This is a genomic window from Pseudomonas violetae (genome assembly GCF_023072615.1).
Lineage (GTDB): Bacteria > Pseudomonadota > Gammaproteobacteria > Pseudomonadales > Pseudomonadaceae > Aquipseudomonas > Aquipseudomonas violetae.
Window position 1 is genome coordinate 125,357 of sequence record NZ_JAKNRW010000006.1, and the last position, 23,272, is coordinate 148,628.

17 protein-coding genes are annotated in these 23,272 nt (G+C 60.5%); 9 read left to right on the plus strand and 8 right to left on the minus strand.

Features of this window, described 5'->3' with window-relative positions; translation table 11 throughout:
* Window positions 1–92: 92 nt before the first annotated feature.
* Genes L9059_RS10855 through L9059_RS10870 form a run of 4 tightly spaced genes read right to left on the minus strand, consistent with a single transcriptional unit; the run spans window position 93 to window position 7,635 of the window.
* Window positions 93–1,280, minus strand: coding sequence for a hypothetical protein (locus tag L9059_RS10855; RefSeq protein WP_247290742.1), 1,188 nt, complete (start codon window positions 1,278–1,280; stop codon window positions 93–95).
* The gene (locus L9059_RS10860) at window positions 1,270–4,701 is read right to left on the minus strand and encodes a toxin VasX (protein ID WP_247290744.1); all 3,432 of its coding nucleotides are present in this window, start codon (window positions 4,699–4,701) and stop codon (window positions 1,270–1,272) included. Before L9059_RS10860 ends, L9059_RS10855 begins: the two co-directional genes overlap by 11 nt.
* On the minus strand, window positions 4,698–5,570 hold the full coding sequence (locus L9059_RS10865; protein ID WP_247290746.1) for a DUF4123 domain-containing protein: 873 nt from the start codon (window positions 5,568–5,570) through the stop codon (window positions 4,698–4,700). Before L9059_RS10865 ends, L9059_RS10860 begins: the two co-directional genes overlap by 4 nt.
* Window positions 5,563–7,635: a type VI secretion system Vgr family protein gene (locus tag L9059_RS10870; RefSeq protein ID WP_247290747.1), complete on the minus strand. Its 2,073-nt coding sequence runs from the start codon at window positions 7,633–7,635 to the stop codon at window positions 5,563–5,565. The genes L9059_RS10865 and L9059_RS10870 overlap by 8 nt, the downstream gene beginning before the upstream one ends.
* 283 nt (window positions 7,636–7,918) lie before the next feature.
* Between L9059_RS10870 and L9059_RS10875 the strand changes: the two genes are divergently transcribed.
* The 6 genes from L9059_RS10875 (at window position 7,919) to L9059_RS10900 (ending at window position 14,337) form a co-directional block, all read left to right on the plus strand.
* Entirely contained in the window at window positions 7,919–8,224 is a 306-nt protein-coding gene (locus L9059_RS10875; RefSeq protein WP_247290749.1) for a DUF3649 domain-containing protein, read from the plus strand.
* On the plus strand, window positions 8,221–9,801 hold the full coding sequence (locus L9059_RS10880) for a PepSY-associated TM helix domain-containing protein (protein ID WP_247290751.1): 1,581 nt from the start codon (window positions 8,221–8,223) through the stop codon (window positions 9,799–9,801). The genes L9059_RS10875 and L9059_RS10880 overlap by 4 nt, the downstream gene beginning before the upstream one ends.
* The gene (locus L9059_RS10885; protein ID WP_247290753.1) at window positions 9,802–10,128 is read left to right on the plus strand and encodes a DUF3325 domain-containing protein; all 327 of its coding nucleotides are present in this window, start codon (window positions 9,802–9,804) and stop codon (window positions 10,126–10,128) included.
* Between the two features lies 1 nt (window position 10,129).
* A complete protein-coding gene (locus L9059_RS10890) occupies window positions 10,130–10,699 on the plus strand; it encodes an RNA polymerase sigma factor (RefSeq protein ID WP_428480256.1) in 570 nt (189 codons plus the stop codon).
* Entirely contained in the window at window positions 10,696–11,685 is a 990-nt protein-coding gene (locus L9059_RS10895; RefSeq protein WP_247290756.1) for a FecR family protein, read from the plus strand. The genes L9059_RS10890 and L9059_RS10895 overlap by 4 nt, the downstream gene beginning before the upstream one ends.
* Window positions 11,686–11,901: 216 nt before the next feature.
* A complete protein-coding gene (locus tag L9059_RS10900; RefSeq protein ID WP_247290758.1) occupies window positions 11,902–14,337 on the plus strand; it encodes a TonB-dependent siderophore receptor in 2,436 nt (811 codons plus the stop codon).
* 144 nt (window positions 14,338–14,481) lie between these two features.
* On the opposite strand, the gene L9059_RS10905 is transcribed toward L9059_RS10900, so the two are convergent.
* Window positions 14,482–15,357 (minus strand): AraC family transcriptional regulator, encoded by an 876-nt coding sequence (locus L9059_RS10905; protein ID WP_247290760.1) that lies wholly within the window; start codon window positions 15,355–15,357, stop codon window positions 14,482–14,484.
* A 136-nt stretch (window positions 15,358–15,493) separates the two neighbouring features.
* Between L9059_RS10905 and L9059_RS10910 the strand changes: the two genes are divergently transcribed.
* Window positions 15,494–16,396: a DMT family transporter gene (locus L9059_RS10910; protein WP_247290762.1), complete on the plus strand. Its 903-nt coding sequence runs from the start codon at window positions 15,494–15,496 to the stop codon at window positions 16,394–16,396.
* A 12-nt stretch (window positions 16,397–16,408) separates the two neighbouring features.
* Here L9059_RS10910 and L9059_RS10915 read toward each other — a convergent pair whose 3' ends face one another.
* From L9059_RS10915 to L9059_RS10925, 3 genes are all read right to left on the minus strand, one after another.
* Entirely contained in the window at window positions 16,409–16,987 is a 579-nt protein-coding gene (locus L9059_RS10915) for a DUF2165 family protein (RefSeq protein ID WP_247290763.1), read from the minus strand.
* Between the two features lie 124 nt (window positions 16,988–17,111).
* Complete coding sequence (locus L9059_RS10920) at window positions 17,112–18,086, minus strand: 2-hydroxyacid dehydrogenase (protein WP_247290764.1); 975 nt, start codon at window positions 18,084–18,086, stop codon at window positions 17,112–17,114.
* Between the two features lie 76 nt (window positions 18,087–18,162).
* Window positions 18,163–19,131 carry a LysR family transcriptional regulator gene (locus L9059_RS10925; RefSeq protein WP_247290765.1) on the minus strand — a complete coding sequence of 323 codons (969 nt, stop codon included), beginning with the start codon at window positions 19,129–19,131 and terminating at the stop codon, window positions 18,163–18,165.
* 268 nt (window positions 19,132–19,399) lie between these two features.
* Between L9059_RS10925 and L9059_RS10930 the strand changes: the two genes are divergently transcribed.
* Both L9059_RS10930 and L9059_RS10935 read left to right on the plus strand, forming a co-directional pair.
* Entirely contained in the window at window positions 19,400–20,911 is a 1,512-nt protein-coding gene (locus L9059_RS10930) for an efflux transporter outer membrane subunit (protein ID WP_247290766.1), read from the plus strand.
* A gap of 180 nt (window positions 20,912–21,091) precedes the next feature.
* Window positions 21,092–23,272, plus strand: a complete 2,181-nt coding sequence (locus tag L9059_RS10935; RefSeq protein WP_428480257.1) for an FUSC family protein — start codon at window positions 21,092–21,094, stop codon at window positions 23,270–23,272.

Genomic DNA, 23,272 nt, shown 5'->3' on the forward strand with positions numbered 1-23,272 from the left:
TGGCAACCCGCCTGGACAATCGCCATTTCGTCTCGGATGAACAACCGGCAGGTCCTCCTGCCAAGGTATCAGGGCAACGTGCGGCGGCACGTTCAATGCAGCCCCGCCGCCTTGCAGGCGTCGACGAAGTTCGCGCCTTTTTTGTCCATGGCGGTCTTGACCAGGGCGTTGGCTTTTTGCAGGGCGGCGCTGGGTTGGGCCCATTGTTGGGGGGGCAGCGGTTGCGACCAGGCTTGCACGCTCTCAGGCAAGGTCGGGCGGCCTTTGCGGTGAGCCCATTCGGCGATCAGGTAGGGCATTTTCCAGAACACGATCACCCGTCTGACGTACCACCAGCGCAAAGGCCAGGCGGACCGCTTTGAGTAACCCCAACGCTTGCGCTCTTCGGCAGTCAGATGGCCTCCTCCGTCGTCCAGCCGACCCAATGCCCTGGCGTCGAGCCGTTCGATTTCAAAGGTGTGCAACCCTTCATAAGGTTTGAGCTCGTCCTCGGTCAGGGTGATGCCCAGCGCGGCAAGCATGGGATTGGGCGTATCCACCAGCTCCCCATCCTCCATGTAGTTGCGGATGGACGTCCACATGCCCAGTGCATGCGCGTCGCTGGGTTGGGCCGACAAGATAAACTGCACGGTGTCGCGCTCTTCGTCCTCCAGCCCCATGCCGAAGGTGTAGTCACGCATCGCGCCATAGCTGGTGATGTCCTGGCTGCGGGCGACCCAGGCCACCACACTTTCCCATGGCACGATCAGTACGCGGTGGGTGGTGTCGTCGATGTAGCAGACTTCGCGGCGTTGGCGATTGAAGCGGACCGGGTAGCTTTTGGCGAGGGCTCGGACGTTGGAGAGCATGCCGTAGATGAAGGCGCCAATGGGAAGGATGAATAGGAGCGCATAGCTGGAAAACACCCTGATGGCGTCAATAAGATCCTTGAATGGGGTCGGAAAGTTTTCTGGATAAAAGAGTACGCCGTACATGATCAATAGGCTTGGGGCAATTAAGGCTAAAAATATGGCCATCCATATCTGGAGCGCCAGTCGCTTCCCCAATTCAACCATCCCGTAGTTGTTTCCCCCCAACTCCAGATAGGTCTCATTCATCGCCGAAAAATTACGCCGCGACACCTGCGTCTGCCCGGTGTACACCGGCAACGGCGCCAGAAACAACGTTTCATTCAAGCCCCTGACCCGCAGTTCACCTGCACTGGGCCGCTGGCTGCGGATGTCCGGTGTCGGCTCTGCGGTTTCAGGTGGTTTCTTGCGCTTGAACAGGTTACTGATCATCGACCGCCGCCATTTCTTCTCGCTTGAATCCCCAAAAGGGTGCCTTGTCGAACCCGCTGGGCAAGGCTTCCACGGCATCGAGGGTAAACCGGCCCTGGGCCGGTAACCGAAAGCCCCGCACCGTCGCGATGCGTAGGTCGCGCAGGATAAAACTGGTGCGGTGCGTCAGGTTGCGCTCGGCTTCCAGTTGGTATCCGATGGTGAAGGCCAAAGCGAAATCCGACGTTTGCTGGGTTTCGCTGATCGGCAGCTGAAGAGTCAGTGCTTCGTCTGCCTGGCTGGCGACCACGGCCACTGCAGCCCATGCCGGACTGTTTTCCTGCCAGCGGGCGGGCGGCGCATGTCGGCTGTAGGGTTTGGGTTGCCAATCGCGGATTTTATGAAAGGCCTGCAGGTGCAATTGACGGCTGTCCATTTCCTGGGTGCGTACCCCCGGCAGTCGCAGTTGCAGGTAAGTGCGCTTGCCTTCGCGAACCAGCTCACAGGTCGGTTGTTGCACCACCCTGGCCAGGGCGCTCCAGTCCTCGGGCAGGCTGCGTTGCAGGTTGGCCGTGCCCCAGGCACTGGCTTGTAGCCATTTTTGCAGCTCGTTCAGGTTGAAGTAGTTGTACAAGCCTTCGCCCACCAGTTGCAGGGCCGTGCCGATCAGCCCCACCAGGTTTGCTCTGGCGGCGATGCTCAGCAGCCGCGGGCTGGCTTCGGCCCAAGCCAGGGCCCGCAGTTCGGCGGGCTTCTTGAGGATCTGGCTGATGATCGTTGTCGTGTGTTTGGCGCCCCAGGTGTTGGTGCCCACGAGAATACCGTCGCCAGCAATTTGCAGAGTCGTGGCTGCCAGCGCCAGATGATTGCCTGCAGCAAGCGCCTTGCCCCATTGCTGGGAATGTTTGCCTAAATCGATGGTGGCGGCAAGCGCGCCAAACCCAAACGCCGCATCCCCGGCAATCCCCGCCCAGCGTCCCAGGCGGCTCATGGTGTTGAGCTTGCCGGCGGCACTGTCCATTCCTTGTATATGTGCCTGCAAGATCGTGACTGACAAGCCCTGCACTACGGCAAAACCCGCAGCAGACATCAAAATTAATGATTCCGCAACGGGACCCAGATCAGAAAAGGTGCGATCCGTTTTTTCACTGAACGCACTTAAAGCCTCCACGAACTTATGCCCCTGATACACAAACAGCAACAACGCAACCCCATCCCCTGCGGATGTCAGGGCGCTGCTCAGCGGCTTGCCAAACGTCCCCGTCGCGCGGAAATCCCGCACCGTACGCTGCATTTCGTTGCGTAGCGCCGGGTCCATGCCATCGACCACTGTACCGATCTGCCCCGCCGCACCACTGCCCACCGTCAACGCCCCGCTGAGGCGCTCTTCCAACGGCACCAGCGCGGCCCTGAGCTCGTTGATCCGCTGGTTGTGCGCTCCTTCGCTGCCCGGCGCGCTCAAGCCGTGGGTTTGCCGCAACAACTCCTGATGGCGCAGCTGGTAGGTGCGCTTGAGCTTGCGGCGCAGATTGAGGGCGTCGTCGCGGGTCTTGTTGAACGCCTGGATTTCGTATGCCGACGCCGCCCGCAGGGTTAAGCCGCTGCGGGAAAACTCTCGCAACAGTTGCAGGCGGGCCGGCTGGCCGAGGTTACGGAGGTAGCTATTAGGATCGATAGATTGTTGTCGTTTGAAATCGTTGTGTGCTCGATCTAACTGATCTGCAGCAAGGAGCTGATGCGCTGGTACATAGGCCCCATCCAACAAACTCTGCAGCCCCTTGAACCGCGTATTCAGATCACCATAGTTCGGCAGCCGTTCGCTCATCAGGCTGTTGAATTGATTGGCCAACGCATTGGCGCCGGCCAGGTTGTCTTGGGCCGTGAAGACCTTGATCCAGAAACTGCTCAGATCCACGAGCCTTTTGCTCACATCCAACTGATCGGCGAGGGGCAGGGTTTCCAGCCCCGGGACCACGGTGAGCGGGTTTTGCTCGAGGAAGGCGGCGAGTTTTTCCGTCGCGGCGCGATCGCCGCACAGGGCTGCCACGCAAACAAATTCGGTTTCCAGGCGATGCTGGATCTGCGAGTTTTGCTTGAAGTCGTAATACCAGGCCGCTCGGTGAAAATGGCCGCCGACGATCATGCTCAAGCGGTCTTCGCGAATGGCTTGCAGGCGTTTTTGCCAATGGCTGAGCAGCGTTTGCTGCTGGCGCACGAACGCTTGCATGTCTGCCCGCTTGACCAACTGGTCAATGCCACGCTCGCCGATGGCCTTGCCGTTCAACGCCTCCCAGGTGCGCAGGTGGAGGTCCGCGATGGCAGTTTGATGTTTTTGCCAAAGCGCGTCGCCCAGGCTATCGATCAGGCTGACGAAGGCACGCGCGTGAGGATCGCTGGCCGCCGCCTTTCGCCAGACCTGCTCGTCGCCATGGAAGGGCTGGCCGTTGTGATCACGCTTGGCCCGCAGGTATTCATCGAGGGCCTCGAGCTGTTGCGGGTTGAGGGCCTCCTTCAGGTCTTTGACATCGGGATTCGCGGCGGCCAAGTCTTCCAGCTGCGCCGGGCCCATTTCATACAACGACTGGATGTAAGCGCCGGTGAGGTATTTGCGCTGGGCCACCTCGTCTGCGCTCCACTGCTCGATCCAGTCGGCCACTTGCAGTTGGGCACTGGCCAGGTCGCGCATCACGCCAAAATCGTCGCGCAAGACCAAAAACAGGTAATCGTTCTGATAGGCCCCCAGCACCCGGCTGGTGAGCACTTCGATCGCCGTTTCCTTGAACAACGGCGAGGCTTCCCAGCTATAGGGTTGGCGCTCTTGCGGGTGGGCGCCCTCGGGTAATGCTTCGGGGGTTTTGTCGGTGGGTGACGGGGTGGGCGCCACTTCGGCCAGCCATTTTTCAGCCTGCTGTTTGCTCAACAAGGCAGGACCGCCATTGATCGGACAGGCGCTCGCCGGATCGACGCGTTGCATCAAGCGTTGACGTTCGCCGGGGTCCTGGAGCACTTGCGCGCATTTGTAGGCTGTCCACTGGATTTCCGAATAGCTGGCATACAAACGGTGTAGTCGGGTGAAGACCAAATGCGGCTCACCCACCGAAGTAGTGCGCGTGTCGCCTGCCACCTCCTGGCCCTGCCACAGCAGTTTTCTGATCTGCCCTTGTTCGACCCGGTATTCGTGCAGGTAGCCGGTGTTGTCATCGATGAGGTACAGGTAGCCGTCGCGCAGCAGCCGTAGGCCCAGGGGCTGGCTGTTCAGTTTGAGCGGCATTGGCAGTTCGGCGCAAGGATCAAGGTGCTCGACCAGCCCATAGCGCAGGGGCAGCAGCTGCACCTTCTGGCCCATCAAGGGGCACAGCCCGATGGGAGAGCGGGCGTCCTTGGCGCTCTTGGCCATCGCGGCGGTATTGGCGCAAACTTTGGGGGGTTGTCGAGTAGTCACAGGAGGCCTCCTTGTCGATTGGCAGCAAGGCTTTTGGCCAGCTCGGCCGCACGTTCCACGCGCGCCAATGGGGCGCCCGCTGTGGCCACCGCCAACAGTTGAGCAATATCGGGATGTTCAACCACCGGTTGCCCGGCCAGATAACCAAAAACGTTCACGTAAAGGGTCATTTCCTGCTCTGAGGAAAACCCCAGCTGGTAGGCTTCGCTCGCCAGTTGGTGTACGTACTGACGACGCTCAGGCCCTGAAAAATTCGCCATGAACGCTGGGAAGTGAACTTGCAAGTGCTCACCTAAGGCTGTGACAACGTTGCGAAACTCGACCTCTGCCAATGCCGTAAGCTCCTGATCGGTCAGTCGATAAGTGTGCGGTTCAGCGCGGGCATGATCGAGGCGGAGGTGCTGCCGCCAGACGCCCTCTATCCCATCGGGCAGGCAGACGTTTGCGACAGGCCCAAACCAACGCGCGCTGTTGTCTTGCGCCGCGAGACCGAACAGCTGATGCATGACTGCGGGATCAGCAATACGCGGCATAACCTCCACGCCCTCGGCCTGTTCAGCACTGATCAGGCGCCGCCAATGTTTGCAAAGCGTTAACGCGTCGGCATCGCTGAACAGCAGATAGCCCCATTCCAGCGCGGCATTTTCCTGGAAGTACGCCAGCAGTGAATCCCCTGCGCCCTTGAGGGTGACCAGGCAGGGTGATATGTCCACCAGTTCATGCCAGCGAGTGCCGTGGTACAGGCAATAAACCGGGTTATCCCAGCGGTGCAGGCGGTACGCCAGGTTCGAGGCGCTGACGCCGTCCAACAACAGATAGGCCGGCAACGACCAAGGCAGGTCATCCGGTAGTGGCGGCAACTCAAGCATGGGCAGCCCCACTCTGTTGTGTGCGGACTTCGCAAATCGCGCAGACAGGCTTTTTGGCCATCAGGGCCGAGCGCTGCGCGGCTACCAACAAGGGCGCCTGAAGGACGGCCAGTCCTACCCCTACAGCCGACAATGGCGGGGCCGGCGGCATTCCTGCCAGCGGAACGCCACCCTGATGGATGGCAACACTGCTGAAAATCCCCGCCGGGTTGATCACAATGTGCTGGCCACCGGCTTTGAGCGTCAGGCTCATGCCGGCATCGATCACCACATTGGCAGCCGTCACATGGACCTGGGGGCCGGCTTGAATCACCAGCGTGCCGCTTGCCGTGGTGCTGCTGTTGCCCGTAATGCTGATCAGATCGCTGCCACCGATCATCGTGTTACGCACGCCTTGCGTGGTGTGCAGTTCGTCGCCCTTGATCAGGCTGGTACTGTTTTTCTCAACCTGCTCAAAACGATCGTTGCCAATCAGGCTGTGGCTGTCTCGAGTAATCTGTTCACGCCGATCGTTTCCGATCCTGGAGCCGCTGTCGTTAAGGATCACCTGTTCGATGTCGCGCTGGGCGCGCAGGTAGATCAACTCCTGGCCGGCGCGATCTTCAACCGACAGCTCGTTGTACCCGCCACTGGCCGGCGAGCTGTGACTGCGCAGCACGGTTTTGGTCTTGTGCTGCGGCAAGGGGTACGGCACGGCGGTGATCGCGTTGGGCACACAGCCGGTAATCAACGGATTATCCGGATTGCCTTCCAGGTAGGTCACCACCACTTCCATGCCGATACGCGGGATGGTCACTGAGCCGAAACGCTCTCCGGCCCAGTTGGAGGAAACCCGTAACCAACAACTGCTCTTGTCACTGTCCAATTCGGCGCGGTCCCAATGAAACTCGACCTTGACCCGCCCGTATTCATCGCAAAAGATTTCTTCGCCCTCAGGCCCCGTGACTCGGGCGGTTTGGCTGCCCAGCACTCTTTTACGCGTGACCGGCGGCGGGCGGTAAAACACATCCCAGGGAATCACGCTGAAACTGTTGCGGTAACCCTGGGTGAAGCTGTCTTCGGGTTTAACCTCGTGGGTGATTGCTTCTTCAAGCACGCTCGGTTGTTTTCCCGCGTGCTTGACGCTGAGCAACAACCATAAACCGTTGCAGGGTTCACGCGGGTGTTCGGTCAGTTCAAAGAAGTGGCCACTGCGCAAATTGGGTTGGTCGCTGCTGCCATTGGCCAGTTGGTAATCACTGCGATGCCGTTCCAGCGCTTGCCGGGCGAGCTGTGTGCCGCGTTTTTCACTCTCCATGAAAACGGGGTAACGATAGTCTTCGAGTTCAGGCCCGTGCTCGGTCTTGAAGCGGCTTTCGTATGGCCGGCGCGGGTGCGTGAAGTCGTAGTGGCGGTGCGTGGTCTTGCTGGTCCGGGTGCTGAAACGCATGGAAAAACGATCGACCACCGAGCACTCTGCGACCATACCGGAGCCTGGCTGATAAGGGGTTGCGCCGAGCTTGGGGAAGAAGGTCTGATGGTCGGTAAATACCAGCATATGGCCTTCCGGTGAGTGCTGGTGGTGCCAAGCAATACCTTCCTCGGCGCACAACCTCTGAACCAGCTCATAGTCGCTTTCCGCATATTGAGTGCAGTAGACGCGCTCGGGACTGGGAGAGACATGGAAGGTAAACACATCGGCGTGAATGCCATGGCCCTTGAGTACCTGGGCGATGATTTGCGCAACGGTCAGGCCCTGGAAAATCCGTTGATTGTGGCTGAATTGCAAATAGTGCAGCACCGGTACCAGGGTCAGGTGATAACGGGTCAGGCGCACCCCCACCTCTCTCACGCAAACGTCTTCGATACGGCCATGAATGCCTTCGCCATTGAGGCCGAACTGAAGGAACGCTGGCTGGCGGAGCAGGCTTTCCAGGTCAAAGTCGGCGTACTCGCTGACCAGCTCAATGTGGATCGCGTACAAGCGGCTGATGGCTTCCGTACCGTCAAAAGCCAGCACCTTGAAATCGTTGCGAACAGTAGGGATTTTCAGTTCGAAGTGAGCAACATTGGCCGGTGCGAACATAGGCTGATCCTTGAGCGGAGAACGACAACCGCGCGGATCTGTGTCCATGACGGCATCAATAAGCGGTAATGGCCGAGGAAGCTAACAAGTGGGGGCAAGGATGAATGCAGGAAAAATCGACTGATTACGTGGGAAATTTCCCTATCTCAGCTTGGTTGCTGGTGCCCTATTAAAAGCGCCACGCTCATCGAACTCTTTTGCGTATGAGAATATTTATCATTATTATTACCTCCTGCTCAGCCGCGTGACGTTCGCGCAGCTCCACTTGTTTCAAGGCCGAAACATGAAACTCAAAACCAGCACGCTCCCCGTGTCCTATCGACTGGCGGTCACTTCGCGGGTGTTTGCCGCCGTGGTGGGCGGCTATGTTGTCGCCGCCTTGGCCAGTGTCAGCCTGACACTCTGGCTGCCGATGCCGCGCGCCGAGGCGGTGGTGACTGGGATGATGGTCTCGTTTCTGGTCTACCTGTGCGCCGTGTTGTGGTGCTTTGCCTGCCGCAGTGCTTGGCAGGCCTGGTACGGCTTGATGGTCCCGGCACTGGTGCTGGCGGCGGTCGGCGGTGTGGCTTACTGGATGGGGCAAGCATGAAGGAGGGTTTTCGTCAGGCCATGGCCTGGGTCCATACGTGGACCGGATTGCTTTTCGGCTGGCTGCTGTTCGCGATTTTCCTGACCGGCACACTCGCTTATTTCAACGACGAGATCAGCCATTGGATGCAGCCGGAGATTCCGGCGCGGTCGGTTTCGTCGGAACACAGCCTCAACCTCGCCCAGCACTACCTGCAGCAACACGCACCGGGTGCTTCGCGCTGGCTGATCGATTTGCCAAGCGCCCGGCAACCGGCGCTCACGGTGCGCTGGCAACAGTCGCCCGCCAAGCGCGGTGAGCGTGGCCAGTTCAGTGAAAAACGCCTCGACCCCCAGTCCGGCACTGAAGTGCAGGAACGGGAAACCCGGGGCGGCGATTTCTTCTATCGCTTCCATTTCCAGCTGCAGATGCCCCATCCGTGGGGGCGCTGGTTGTCGACGATTGCGGCCATGGTGATGTTCATCGGTTTGATCACCGGCATCATCACGCACAAGAAAATCTTCAAGGACTTCTTCACTTTCCGTCCGCGCAAGGGCCAGCGTTCGTGGCTGGATGGCCACAACGCGGTGGGTGTGCTGGTGCTGCCTTTTCACCTGATGATTAGCTATAGCAGCCTGGTGATTTTCATGGCGATGGTCATGCCGGCGAGCATCCTCGCTTCCTATAAAGGTGATGTGCGGGCGTTCTACGATGAGGTCTTTACTGCCTCAAGCACGCCTGAACTGGCCGGCACCGCCGCTCAGCTGGCGCCGATGGCTCCGCTGCTGGAGCGGGCGCGGGAGCAGTGGTCTGGGGGGCGTGTGGCGCGCCTGACGGTGAACAACCCGGGAGATGCCAATGCCTCGGTGGTGCTGGTGCGCGACGGTGCGGACCGGGTGGTGCACGACGTGAGCAGCGCGGTCACGTTCAATGGCGTCAGCGGGCAACTGCTCAGCGCCACGCCCGCGCAACCGGTGGCGATGGCAGTCGCTGGCAGTTTTTACGGCCTGCATATGGGCCGATTTGCCGGACCGGTGTTGCGTTGGCTGTACTTTATCTGCGGTCTGGCGAGCACGGCGGTGATTGGCACCGGGCTGGTGATCTGGCTGGGCAAGCGCCAACTCAAACATGCGAAAAGTGGCGTCATGCCGTTCGAGTTGCGGCTGGTGGAAATGCTGAATGTCGCCAGCATGGCCGGGTTGGCGGTGGCGGTGGCGGCGTTCTTCTGGGCCAATCGCCTGTTGCCGGTGCACATGCCTGCCCGAGCGGACTGGGAGGTCAACAGCTTCTTCATGCTGTGGGGCCTGAGCTTGATGCATGCGGTGATCCGACCTGGGCGCACCGCCTGGATTGAACAACTGACTCTGGCCGCTCTGCTGTTCTGCGGTATTCCATTGCTCAATGCGCTGACCACCCCGCATCACTTGCTGGCGAGCCTGAGCCAAGGCGATTGGGCGATGGCCGGCTTTGACCTGGCGTGTCTGGGTAGCGGCCTGTTCCTGGCCTGGGCCGCGTGGAAAATGCGCCGCGCCGGCCTGCTTGCGACCACCACCGGCCACCGTGCACGTGCTGTTACCCTAAAGCGAGAGGCAATCTGAATGCTGCTGGCCCTGTTGCTCTGCTACGGCGGTTTTACCGCCTTGTGCCTGTCGATGGACCGGCATCACGCCGAACTGCTCGGTCACAAGCCCACAACTGGTCGGCGCAAGCTATTGAAGCTGGTCGGCTGGTCGCTGCTGAGCGTTTCGCCATGGGTCCTGGTGACCCGGATCGGTTGGGGGGTGGGCCTGGTCGAATGGTTTGCGGTGTTGATGCTCAGTGCCTTATTGCTGGTGCTGTTGTTGCCGTACCGCCCGCGCGTGGTGCTGGCGCTCGCTGGGCTGAGCCTGCTCGCCAGCCCTGTTGCCGCACTCGCACAGTTATGACTTGATGATTAGTCACCCGCCCGAATCCAGTGAAGACGAACAACAAGGCGGGGAGCGCGCGCATTTCCTGCAAGTGTTCCTCTCCCAGCGCTCGCAGATGGAAGCACTGGTCAGCCGTCGGGTGGGTTGTCGGGCGACGGCGGCCGATCTGGTGCAGGATTTGTTCCTGCGTTTCTGGCGCAGGCCATTGGTGCAGGTCGAGGAACTCAATACCTACCTGCTGCGCTGTGCTGGCAACATTGCCATCGACCATTTGCGCAGTGAAGGGGCACGTATGCGGGGCAACGAGGGTTGGTTGCCGGACCAGCCGGACAGCCACGGCAGCGAGCCCCAGGCGGCGCTGGAAGCCGGTAATGATTTGCGTCACGTCGAGGCGGCGTTGCGCGCATTGCCCGAGCGCACGCGGCACATTTTTCTGCTCAATCGCATCCATGGGCGCAAATATGCGCAGATCGCCAAAGCCATGGGCTTGTCCCAGAGTGCCGTGGAAAAACATATGATGCGCGCCCTCGAGGCCTGCAAGGCAAGCTTGCGGGAACCCGAACCGCGCACGCCAGGGAAAGCACCGTGAACCACGCTGAACCAATCATTCCGACGCCGGCTCAGGAGCAGGCCGCCTACGCCTGGCTGAGCCTGTTGCATGACCAGCCCAGCCACGGCGATCAAGTGACCTTCAGCCGCTGGCTGCAGGCCGATCCCGCCCACGCCGAGGCCTACGCCCAGGCCCAGGTGGTGTGGGAATTGAGCGAAGTACCGGCACGCACACTGGCCGCCGAAGATGCGCTTGCCTTGCAGGGTTACCTCAACGCGATGAATCGTTCCCGCCAGTACCGTGTTCGGCGCTGGGCCGGCGGATTGGCTGTGGCGGCTTGTCTGTTGTTGATGATCGGCATGGGCGCCGGGTGGCAGCCGATGCGCTGGGTGGACGATCTGGGGGCGGATTATGTGTCGGCTCCAGGAGAGATCCGCACGTTGACCCTGGCTGATCACTCCCAGGTAACCCTCGATGCGGACAGCGCCATTGCGGTGGATTTCAGTGGCGGCGAACGGCATGTGCAATTGCGTCGCGGCGTCGGTTTTTTCAGCGTCACCCATACCGGCGAGCCTTTTGTAGTCGACGCGGAACAGGGCCAGGCGCGGGTGCTGGGTACGCAGTTTGAGGTGCGCCTGCAACCCGCTGGCGCTCAGGTGACGGTGCTGTCGGGTCGGGTCGGTGTCACGGTGCACAAGCAGGCTGCGCAGCAGATTGTCGGCGCGGGTCAGCAGGTGGCTTATGGCGCCGGCGCCGGCGGGAAACTTCATGGAGTAGACAGCGAAGCGCAACTGGCTTGGCGTCAGGGTTGGCTCAATTACTACAAAGTGCCGCTGTCGGACGTGGTGCAGGACCTTGGACGCTATTATCCAGGGCGGATCGTGTTGCTGAACGATGAGCTGGCGGCACGGCGGGTCAGTGGCAGTTTCCCGAGCAAGGATCCGCAGGCGGTGCTGAGTTCATTGCAGGGTGTGTTGGGGTTTGAGCAGACGCAGGTGTTGGGGCGTCTGATTATTTTGCGCTGAGGCCTCTGACGCCATCGCGAGCAGGCTCGCTCCCACATTTGAAACGCATTCCCCTGTGGGAGCGAGTCTGCTCGCGATGGGGTAAGAACAGACATCCCATTCTCTCCTATTAAAATATTTCACAAATTAATGTGAGGTATACCCCCGCGCCATCCGTGTAGTGACTGAAACTGCGAGTCATTTGCATCCGTTGCGGTTCTACACAGGTCATGAGCAATGAAGTCCAGGGCAAGATTGGTTTCGGTCAAACAATGGTTAAGTGCTGCTGCACTGGGCTTTACGGCATCAGCCTGGCTGCCGTCGGGCATTGCGCTGGCCGACGCCGGGGCAACCCAGCAACACACCCAGTTCACGTTTGCCCTGTCTGCCAAACCGCTGCCCCAGGCCTTGAGTGACTTCAGCCGCATCACCGGCCTTAGCGTGGTCTACACCGACGAAGCGCCCTACGGCATCAACGCACCGGCAGTCAGCGGGCAGATGAGTGCCGAGCAGGCACTGCAACGCTTGCTGGGCGGCTCGGGGTTCACCTTCCGCCGCACTGATGCCCGCACCCTCGTGCTTGAACCGCTGCCTACCCAGGGCGCCCTCAACCTCGGCGCGACCACCATCACCTCGGTCATGGAGGTCATGGATCAGTCCACCAGCTATCAGCCGCCACCCACCAGCTCAGTGATGCGTTCGCAGGCGTTGCTCCAGGAAATCCCGCAGACCGTCAACGTGATCCCGGCCCAGGTCATCCGCGATCAGGCGCCGCGCAATCTGGATGATGCACTGGCCAACGTCAGTGGTATTACCCAAGGCAACACGCTGGGCAGTACCCAGGATTCGGTGATGACCCGCGGCTTCGGCGATAACCGCAATGGCTCGATTATGCGTGATGGCATGCCGGTGATACAGGGCAGGGGCCTTAACGCCACGGTGGACCGGGTCGAAGTGCTCAAGGGCCCGGCTTCATTGCTGTATGGGATTCAGGACCCTGGCGGTGTGGTCAACATGGTCAGCAAGAAACCCGAACTTGAGCAATACAACGCCTTGAACCTGCGTGGCTCGACCTACGGCAACGGCAAGAACGGCAGCGGTGGCGGTCTCGACAGCACCGGCGCCCTGGGTGATTCCGGGTTGGCGTATCGCATGGTGCTGGACCACGATGACGAGGATTACTGGCGCAATTACGGAGTACAGCGCCAGACCCTGGTAGCGCCGTCACTGGCTTGGTTCGGCGACAGCACCAGTGTGTTGTTCGCCTATGAACACCGTGAATTTCTCACCCCGTTCGACCGCGGCACGGTGATTGATCCCCGGGACAATCATCCGCTGGACATCTCCCGCGAGCGTCGTCTCGACGAGCCGTTCAACGACATGGAAGGCCGTTCGGACCTTTATCACTTCGAGGCCGATCACGAGCTTGGCGACAACTGGAGCGCCCACTTCGGCTACAGCTGGAACCGCGAAACCTACGACGCCAGCCAGGTACGCGTCACGGCCATCGATACCAGTCAAGGTACGCTGACACGCAACATGGACGGCACACAGAATGCGATCAGCACAGACCGCTTCACCACGGCCAGCGTGGAAGGCAGGGTTGATGTGGCGGGCATGCAACATGACCTGGTGTTCGGTATCGACGACGAGTACCGCAAGATCTACCGTGCTGACCTGATCCGCCAGAAAAGCCTGAGTACCTTCAGCTACACCCATCCGGTGTACGGCCGCGAAGTGGAAGGCACCACGGTCAGCCCGGCGGACAGCGCGCAGACCGACATACTGCGCAGCGATTCGGTGTTTCTGCAGGACTCGATTCATTTGAACGATCAATGGATTTTGGTCGGCGGCGCGCGATTCCAGGAGTACGACCAGTACGCTGGCAAAGGCGTACCGTTTCAGGTCAACACCGACAGCAAGGGCCAGAAGTGGGTGTCGCGTGCCGGACTGGTGTATCGCTACACCGATGCCCTGTCGTTCTATGGCAGCTACACCGAATCGTTCAAGCCCAACTCGACCATCGCGCCGCTGAGCGGCAGCAGCACGGTGTTGGATGGGAGCATCGCCCCGGAAGAAGCCAAGTCGTGGGAAGTCGGGGCCAAACTGGATCTACCAGGGCGTGTCACCGGCAACATTGCCTTGTTCGACATCAAGAAACGCAACGTATTGGTCGCCAACTCCGAGGGGCCGGTGACGATCTACAGCGCCGCTGGCGAAGTACGATCCCGTGGCCTGGAAGTGGATGTGAGCGGCCAGCTCAGTGACCGCTGGAGCATGATTGGAAGTTACGCGTACACCGACGCCGAGGTCACTGAAGATCCAACCTACAAGGGCAAGAAGCTGCAAAATGTGGCGAAGAACAGTGGCTCGCTGTCGGCGGTGTATGACTTTGGCAACATTTGCGGAGGTGACCAGTTGCGGGTGGGCGCTGGCGCTCGTTACGTCGGCGAGCGGGCGGGTAATGCAGTGAATGATTTTGACCTGCCGAGCTATACCGTGGCGGATGCGTTTGCCACCTATGACACCAAGGTCGAGGGCCAGAAGGTCAAGTTCCAGCTTAACGTGAAGAACCTGTTTGATCGCACCTACTACACCTCGGCGGCGAGCCGGTTCTTCGTGTCGATGGGGGATTCGCGGCAGGTGACGCTGTCGAGTACGCTGCAGTTCTAGAGGTAGACCGCGTTATCGTTCATCGCGAGCAAGCTTGCTCCCACAGGGTTGAATGTCGTTTGCAAAAACGGGTTTCGACGCTCATCACTGTGGGAGTGAGCCCTGCTCGCGATGACGGCGGCAAAGTCGCTATACATTTCAGACCTAGCGCAAAAACGCCTGCCGATACTCCCCAGGCGTCCCACCCAGCGCCTGGCGAAACCGATTGGTGAAATGACTGGCACTGGAAAACCCGCAAGCCAGTGCAATCTCCCCCAATGGCTGTGCGGTCGTGCGCAACAGATGCTGCGCCCGACGCAAGCGTCGCGCCAGCACATACTGGTGCGGTGGCAAGCCAAAGCTCTGGCGAAACATCCGCGCAAAGTGATATTCCGACAACGCGCACAACCCGGCCAGTTGTCCCAGGCTGATGGCATCGGCCAGTTGACTGTCGATGAACTCGACCAGTTGCCGCCGCTGATGCGCCGCCAGTCCGCCCTTGAGCCGCAACCCTTCGCGTTTGCCCACCTGACCAAGTAACACGTGACTCAGCATCTCGTGGGCCAGGCTGCTGGTGAGGAGGCGTTCGCCGGGCTCATCCCAGTTGAGCGCGATCAACTGGCGAAAGCGCCGTGCCTGGATCGGGTCGTCAAGAAAGGTGTACTCGCGCAGGAGCAATTCGCGAGGTTCGCGGTCGAGCAGGGTGACGCAGCCCAGGGCAAATTGCTCAGGGCTGAAATACACATGCGCCAGGCGGATATCGCCATTGATCACCCAAGCCGAGGGATGCTCCGCTGGGAGGATGCACAGCTTGTCCGGGCCGCCCATGATCCCGGGTTGATCGCGCCGGAAAGTGCCGGTACCCCCGCCGATGTAGCAAGACAGGGTGTGATGACTTGGCGCCTCGTAGTCCTGAGCGTCGTGATAATTGTTCCACAGGGCTGCAGCCATGCCGTCACCGAGTTCGGCACTGTGCTCGAGGCGAGCATGGGGCGAACGGTTAAGGGCTTGAAAGACTTGCAGGGTTTCCAGTGCGGGCATGATCGATTCTCCAACGCCTTGCATCCTACTCCGTAGCGCGTGACCTGCCAGCCCGTGGCCGGACAAAAGCGCAAGTTTATGCAAGTGCGACAAGGCCTGGCGCAGGACACTGAGCGCCTATTCAGGAGCTTTGATCATGAACCTTTCGCTGTATTTGCTGACCGTGCTGATCTGGGGCACCACCTGGATTGCTTTGAAATGGCAGTTGGGCGTGGTCGCCATCCCGGTGTCGATCGTCTATCGCTTCGGCCTCGCCGCGCTGGTGCTGTTCGTGATGTTGCTGCTCAGCCGCCGCCTGCAAGTGATGAATCGCCGCGGCCATCTGATTTGCCTGGCGCAGGGCTTGTGTTTGTTTTGCGTCAACTTCATGTGTTTCCTCACGGCCAGCCAGTGGATCCCTAGCGGACTGGTGGCGGTAGTGTTTTCCACCGCGACGTTGTGGAACACCCTGAACGCCCGGGTATTCTTCGGTCAGAAGATCGCTCGTAATGTATTGATGGGGGGCGCACTGGGTTTGCTCGGGCTCGGCCTGTTGTTCTGGCCAGAACTCGCAGGCCACACCGCCTCCCCGGAAACCTTGCTTGGCCTGGGATTGGCGCTGTGCGGCACGCTGTGTTTTTCTGCCGGCAACCTGTTATCGAGCCTGCAGCAGAAAGCCGGCCTCAAGCCGCTGACGACCAATGCCTGGGGCATGGCCTATGGCGCAGCGATGTTATCGGCCTGGTGCCTGGTCAGGGGCATTCCGTTCGACATGGAGTGGAACACGCGCTACATCGGCTCATTGCTGTACCTGGTGATTCCAGGTTCGGTCATCGGCTTCACCGCCTACCTGACATTGGTCGGACGCATGGGGCCGGAGCGAGCCGCTTACTGCACCGTATTGTTTCCGGTAGTTGCGCTGAATGTGTCGGCATTTGCCGAAGGTTACCAGTGGACCGCTCCGGCACTCGTCGGGCTGGTGCTGGTCATGCTGGGTAACGTGTTGGTGTTTCGTAAGCCTCGCGCCATTGTTAAACCCATGACTGGCAAACTGGCGTGAAGCGCAGGGTCTTCAGGTGTCCTTCACAACGGTCAGGTAAATCAGGGCGAAGAACATGTAAATAATATTGTTCTGCGCCCAGCGAAAGGCGTCCTGTTGCGTGGAGTATTCCATGTCGAACCATTCACTGAGAATGGTGATGTAGAACACGTGATAGACGAACAGCGCCAGGGTGAAGCCAACGATGGCAAACCTTTTGGCTTCATCAAATTCGCTGCGGGGTGCTTTCAATTTTCGAAAAAGTTGCGCGGTGCCGTATAGCAAGCTGGAAGTGAAGATGATTTCCAGGGTGATGATTCCCCAGTAAAAGCGGTGATGAAACAATGACGAGTGGATTGCGCGGTACTTTCTGGAATCGTTGCCGTAAGTATCACTCATGCTGAGAACGCGGCCGATGAAGTCGGAGTAGGCCGCATAGTCGGTGAAATTGTTGAGAAGGGTGGTCAGGCCGAAAATGGCCGCCATCAATACGATTAAAGTTTTGCTCCGCCTGATGGTGATGGCGGTCGTGAAGTTGCTCATGCAGGTGTTCTCCGAAAGTCCGTTTTCTAACTGTTGAACAAATCGGAGTTTATAACGATCGTGCAGCACTGCTGACCGCCACTGAGTTGCAAGCTGTGTCGATAGCTATACAGGGCGGTATTCACCAAAAGGTCGGCAGTTTGTCGCGGGATCTAAATGCATGGCACGCCGGTCACGACGTGCCATGTCACCGTTAACCCTTCCAGACTTGCGGATTGACCAGGTCTTGCGGGCGCTCGCCCTGCAGGGCGCTGCGCAGGTTGGTAATGGCGCGATTAGCCATCGCTTCCCGGGTTTCATGGGTGGCCGAGCCGATATGCGGCAGGGTCACGGCGTTCTTCAGCTGGAACAGCGGCGACTCGCTCAGCGGCTCTTTCTCATAGACGTCCAGGCCCGCGCCACGAATACGGTTGTTCTGCAGCGCTTCGATCAGTGCTGGCTCGTCCACCACGGGCCCCCTGGAGATGTTCACCAGGATGGCGCCCGGCTTCATCAGCCGCAGTTCGCGATGGCTGATCAGGTGTCTGGTCTTCTCGCTAAGCGGCACCACCAGGCAGACGAAGTCGGCTTCGGCCAGCAACTGGTCGAGGCTGCGAAATTGCGCGCCAAGTTCCTGTTCCAGTGCGGTCTTGCGACTGTTGCCGCTGTAGATGATCGGCATGTTGAAACCCAGGCGGCCTCGACGAGCGATAGCCGCGCCGATATTCCCCATGCCGACGATGCCCAAAGTCTTGCCGTGTACATCGCTGCCGAACAGCGGCGCGCCGACGCTGGCTTGCCATTGCCCTGCCTTGGTCCAGGCATCCAGTTCGGCGACGCGGCGGGCGCTGCTCATGATGAGGGCAAACGCCAGGTCCGCAGTGCTCTCGGTCAGAACGTCGGGTGTATTGGTGAGCATGATGCCGCGCTCGTTGAAATACGCCACATCGTAATTGTCATAGCCCACCGAGACGCTGGACACTACCTGCAGTTTTGCCGCGTTCTCCAGCTGCGCACGTCCGAGCTTGCGACCGACACCGATCAAGCCATGGGCGTGGGGCAGTGCCTCATTGAATTGGGCATTGATATCGCCGTTTTTCGGATTTGGCACGATGACGTCGAAATCCTGCTTCAGGTCTTCGATCATTTGCGGCGTGATGCGGCTGAAGGCGAGTACGGTCTTTTTCATGGGTGGAGGGCTCGTCGGGCGGTGAGAATGCCAAGCACGCTAACATTCTTTTCTGGTGCTGGGCGAGCCTGGTCAGTCAATTGGTGAGTCGAACTCCAGCCAGGCTGCCGCTCAATTCATGCGCCGTCAATTCCGCCTGATGCGCCGCCAATATCTCCGGTAGTGACCCTCGCAGATACTCAACCCAAGTCTTGATCTTCGCGTCCAGATATTGCCGCGACGGATAGATTGCGTACAAATTCAGCTCCTGTGAGCGGTAATTCGGCATCACCCGCACCAGCGTGCCGTTGCGCAGGCCTTCGATTGCCGCATAGACAGGCAGGACACCAACCCCCATCCCGCTGGTGATCGCGGTTTTCATGGCGTCCGCAGAATTGACCAGGAACGGCGAGCTGTTGATGGTGACCATTTCCTGCCCCTCAGGGCCATCAAACGTCCATTTCTCCAGCGGTATCACCGGGCTGACCAGGCGCAGGCAGGCGTGGTTCAGCAGATCGCTGGGTTTGTGCGCACAGCCGTTGGCTTTCACATAGGCCGGCGAGGCGCAGACGATGCTGTAGGTGATGCCTAAACGTTGCGAGACAAAGCCGGAGTCTGGCAGTTCGCTGGCCAGCACGATGGACACGTCGTAGCCCTCGTCGAGCAGGTCGGGCACGCGGTTGGCCATGGTCAGGTCGAAGGTCACGTCGGGGTGGGTTTTGCGGTAGCGGGCGATGGCGTCGATCACGAAGTGCTGACCGATGCCGGTCATGGTGTGCACCTTGAGCTGTCCGGCAGGGCGGGCGTGGGCGTCGCTGGCTTCGGCCTCGGCTTCTTCGACGTAGGCAAGGATCTGTTCGCAACGCAACAGGTAGCGTTTGCCAGCCTCGGTCAGGGCGATACGCCGGGTGGTGCGGTTGAGCAGGCGGGTTTGCAGGTGGGCCTCAAGGTTGGAGACCGCGCGCGAGACGTTGGCCGTCGTGGTGTCGAGTTGCACGGCGGCGGCAGTGAAGCTGCCAGCCTCGGCCACGTAACTGAAGGCGCGCATGTTTTGCAAGGTGTCCATGGGGTGCTCTCTGGGCGAATGACAAATTGTGACACAGCGTTTCAGAGTCCGAGACCCCGACCAAGGGATTATCGCGTTAACGGTAACAAAGATTCACAAGAATCCCAGCTTATCGCCAACAAAACCCGCCCCTAGAATTGCGTACTTCTGTGTAGGGGCTGCCGCAGGCTGCGATCTTTTGACGTTGCTTTTAAAAAGCCAGGATCAAAAGATCGCAGCCTGCGGCAGCTCCGCCACGGGACCTCCCTCATCTCAGGAAATCGCAGCAGTGCCGCGTCGCATCAGCAGAGCGCTTCAGACGCTCAGTGTTTTCGCTCTATCCCTGGCAATCAGCGGCTGCATCGGCACCTCAGGCATCGCCCCACAGGGCAAGGCACTGGAGGCCAATTCCCTGGCCACCGACGAAGCTATCCAACGCGCTGCGCAGGACGCTAACTGGCCTACCGCTCAATGGTGGCAGGTCTACGGCGACCCTCAGTTGAATCATTGGATAGACCTCGCCCTGCAGGGCAGCCCGACCATGGCCATGGCCGCCGCACGGGTACGCCAGGCCAGATCCATGGCGGGTATCGCCGAATCCGCCGAGTCTCTGCAGATCAACGCGCAGTCAACTCTCAAGCGTCACAACTGGCCTACCGATCAGTTCTACGGGCCGGGCGAACTGGCCAATACCACAACCTGGGACAACAACGCCGCGCTGGGCTTGAGCTATGCCCTCGACCTCTGGGGCCGCGAGCGAAATGCCAGCGAACGTGCCGTGGACCTTGCGCACATGAGCGCCGCCGAGGCCCGGCAGGCCCAGCTCGAATTGCAGAACAATATCGTGCGCGCCTATATCGAACTCTCACTGCATTACGCGCAGCGCGACATCGTTGGTGCGACGCTGAAGCAGCAAAAGCAGATTCTCGAACTGGCGCAAAAACGCCTGGACGCCGGCATCGGCACGCACTTCGAAGTCAGCCAGGTTGAAACCCCGCTGCCCGAAACCCATCGCCAGCTCGATGCGCTGGACGAAGAGATCGCCCTCAGCCGCAATCAGCTGGCAGCATTGGCGGGTTTTGGGCCCGGTAACGGGGCGCAATTGCAGCGCCCGACTTTGTCGTTGGGCACTGCGTTGAAACTGCCGTCGGCGCTGCCGGCGCAATTGCTTGGGCAACGCCCGGACGTGGTTGCCAGTCGCTGGCAAGTGGCGGCACAGGCGCGGGGCATAAGTGTCGCCCATGCGGGTTTCTACCCGAACGTCGATCTGGTCGGCAGCCTCGGCTATATGGCAACGGGCGGTGGGGCGCTGGAGTTCCTGACCGGCAAGAAACTCAACTACAGCGTCGGCCCGGCGATCTCACTGCCGATCTTCGACGGCGGTCGGTTGCGCGCGCAACTGGGTGAAGCGTCGGCCGGCTATGACATCGCGGTGGCCCGCTACAACCAGACCTTGGTCAACGCGCTGAAGAGCATCTCGGACCAGTTGATCCGCCGCGAGTCCATGGACAAGCAGCAGACCTTCGCCGCCGAGTCCGTGGCCGCGGCACAAAAGACCTACGACATTGCCATTATCGCCTACCAGCGCGGGCTCACCGACTATCTCAATGTGCTCAATGCCCAGACGTTGCTGTTCAAACAGCAGCAGGTGCAGCAGCAGGTTCAGGCGGCGCGCCTGGGTGCCCATGCAGAGCTGGTCACAGCACTTGGCGGCGGGTTAGGGGCGGGCGCGGATGTGCCGACCGCCAGCAAAACCGCTGCGCCGCAAACCCCGGCCCTGCTCAGGATCCTCTCGAATTGAACACAGTACCTGTCGCAGACCCTGTGGAACACCCGGTGGGAGAGAGCCTGCTCGCGATGAGGGCGCATCAGTCAATGTGTGTGTTGCGTGACACAGCGCCATCGCGAGCAGACTCGCTCCCACAGATTCCAAGTCGCCTGCAGGGCCTGTGCCCGACAAAATTTCATTGAGCAGGAAACCATGACCCCCTTGCCCGCACCGCTACGCTGGCTGTACTCCCTCGAATGGCGTCGGGGTTTTTTTGACTGGGCACGCAGCGATGGCGTGACCTGGGTCTACATCTTCAAAGTGCTGTTCGCCGCGTTCCTGACCCTGTGGCTGGCGATGCGCCTGGAGCTGCCGCAGCCACGCACGGCGATGATTACCGTGTTCATCGTCATGCAACCGCAAAGCGGCCAGGTGTTCGCCAAGAGCTTCTACCGCTTCCTCGGTACGCTGACTGGTTCGGCGGTGATGGTCGCACTGATAGCCCTGTTCGCGCAGAACACCGAACTGTTCCTCGGTTCGCTGGCGATTTGGGTGGGCATCTGTTCGGCGGGCGCGGCGCGTTATCGCAACTTTCGCGCGTATGGGTTTGTGCTGGCCGGCTACACCGCCGCGATGGTCGGCTTGCCGGCGCTGGCTCATCCCGACGGCGCCTTTATGGCGGCTGTCTGGCGCGTGCTGGAAATTTCCTTGGGGATTCTCTGCGCCACCTTGGTCAGTGCCGCGATCCTGCCGCAGACCGCCAGCGCGGCGATGCGCAATGCCCTGTATCAACGTTTTGGGGTATTCGCCCTCTTCGTCACCGATGGCTTGCGCGGTCGCAGCCAGCAGGAGGCGTTTGAAGCCAGCAACGTGCGCTTTATTGCCGAGGCGGTCGGCCTGGAAGGCCTGCGCAGCGTCACGGTGTTCGAGGACCCGCACATGCGGCGTCGCAATGGCCGCCTCAATCGCCTGAACAGCGAGTTCATGGGCATCACCACACGCTTTAATGCCCTGCATCAATTGCTGGAACGCCTGCGCAGCAGCGGCACCGATCACGTGGTGGCAGCGATCACCCCGGGCTTGCAGGACCTGGCCGAATTGCTCGACGGCTTCAGCGGCCGCGCCCTGACCAGCCCCGACGCCGCGCGCCTGGCCGTGGTCCTGGCGGCCTACAAGGACAATTTGCCAGCCCGGGTGCGTAGCTTGCGCGCAGCATTTCAGCAGAGCGCACCGAGCGATTCCGAGCAGCTGGATTTCCATACCGCGTACGAACTGCTGTATCGCTTCGTCGACGACCTGTACGGCTACGCCCAGACACACGCCTCGCTGGCCGAGCACCGCCATTCGCGGGAGCAGTGGGACGAGCCGTTCACCCCGCAGACCAACTGGCTGGCGGCGGCTGCATCAGGCATTCGCGCAGCGTTTGTCCTGATGGTGCTGGGCAGTTACTGGGTGGTCACGGCCTGGCCGAGCGGCGCGACCATGACCCTGATTGCCGCCGCGACCATTGGCTTGTCCGCCGCCACAGCGAACCCGAAACGCATGGCTTTTCAAATGGCCTGCGGGACCTTGCTCGGCGCGTTGATCGGTTTCGTCGAGATGTTTTTCATCTTCCCCTGGATCGACGGTTTTCCCCTGCTGTGCGTGATGCTTGCGCCGGTGATCGTGCTCGGCTCGTTCCTCTCTTCACGGCCCCAATACGCCGGAGTCGGCCTCGGCCTGCTGATTTTTTTCAGCACTGGATCGGTCCCGGACAACCTCACGGTCTACAACCCCTACACCTTCATCAACGACTACATCGCCATGGTCCTGGGCATGCTGGTATGCGCGGCTGCCGGGGCGATTATCCTACCGCCCAACAGCCGCTGGCTGTGGCGCCGGCTGGAGCAGGACTTGCGCGGCCAGGTGGTGTTCGCCATCAGTGGCAAACTCAAGGGCCTGGCCTCCAGTTTCGAAAGCCGCACCCGCGACCTGCTGCACCAGGCCTACGGGCTCGCGGCGGGTCAGCCGCAGGTGCAACGGGACTTGCTGCGCTGGATGTTCGTGGTGCTGGAAGTCGGTCACGCGATCATCGAGTTGCGTAAGGAACAGGCGATTCTGCCGGTGCATCCGGCCTATGCCGAGTCCCAACCTTGGCGCCAGGCGATCCGCGTGATGGGCCGCTCGCTGGTGCGTCTGTTCCTGCAGCCGAGCCAGAGCAATCTGGAGCGCGGCCTGATCGCCGTGGATCACGCAATCAGCCGCGTGCAAGCCACAGACGAACCTTTCGCGCCGCACTTCGATACCTCGGCGTTACGTCGGGTAAAGAGCTACTTGCACTTCATCCGCACCTCGCTGCTGGACCCGCAATCGCCACTGGCCGTGTATGCCACAACCAAGGCCCTAAGGACTTGA

What these genes read in the sequence shown, in the direction of transcription:
- L9059_RS10925 (WP_247290765.1), bottom strand. Translation starts at nt 19,131, where the DNA reads ATGGACACCTTGCAAAACATGCGCGCCTTCAGTTACGTGGCCGAGGCT.
- L9059_RS10855 (WP_247290742.1), bottom strand. Translation starts at nt 1,280, where the DNA reads ATGATCAGTAACCTGTTCAAGCGCAAGAAACCACCTGAAACCGCAGAG.
- L9059_RS10880 (WP_247290751.1), top strand. Translation starts at nt 8,221, where the DNA reads ATGAAGGAGGGTTTTCGTCAGGCCATGGCCTGGGTCCATACGTGGACC.
- L9059_RS10875 (WP_247290749.1), top strand. Translation starts at nt 7,919, where the DNA reads ATGAAACTCAAAACCAGCACGCTCCCCGTGTCCTATCGACTGGCGGTC.
- L9059_RS10865 (WP_247290746.1), bottom strand. Translation starts at nt 5,570, where the DNA reads ATGCTTGAGTTGCCGCCACTACCGGATGACCTGCCTTGGTCGTTGCCG.
- L9059_RS10935 (WP_428480257.1), top strand. Translation starts at nt 21,092, where the DNA reads ATGACCCCCTTGCCCGCACCGCTACGCTGGCTGTACTCCCTCGAATGG.
- L9059_RS10905 (WP_247290760.1), bottom strand. Translation starts at nt 15,357, where the DNA reads ATGCCCGCACTGGAAACCCTGCAAGTCTTTCAAGCCCTTAACCGTTCG.
- L9059_RS10885 (WP_247290753.1), top strand. Translation starts at nt 9,802, where the DNA reads ATGCTGCTGGCCCTGTTGCTCTGCTACGGCGGTTTTACCGCCTTGTGC.
- L9059_RS10870 (WP_247290747.1), bottom strand. Translation starts at nt 7,635, where the DNA reads ATGTTCGCACCGGCCAATGTTGCTCACTTCGAACTGAAAATCCCTACT.
- L9059_RS10910 (WP_247290762.1), top strand. Translation starts at nt 15,494, where the DNA reads ATGAACCTTTCGCTGTATTTGCTGACCGTGCTGATCTGGGGCACCACC.
- L9059_RS10900 (WP_247290758.1), top strand. Translation starts at nt 11,902, where the DNA reads ATGAAGTCCAGGGCAAGATTGGTTTCGGTCAAACAATGGTTAAGTGCT.
- L9059_RS10920 (WP_247290764.1), bottom strand. Translation starts at nt 18,086, where the DNA reads ATGAAAAAGACCGTACTCGCCTTCAGCCGCATCACGCCGCAAATGATC.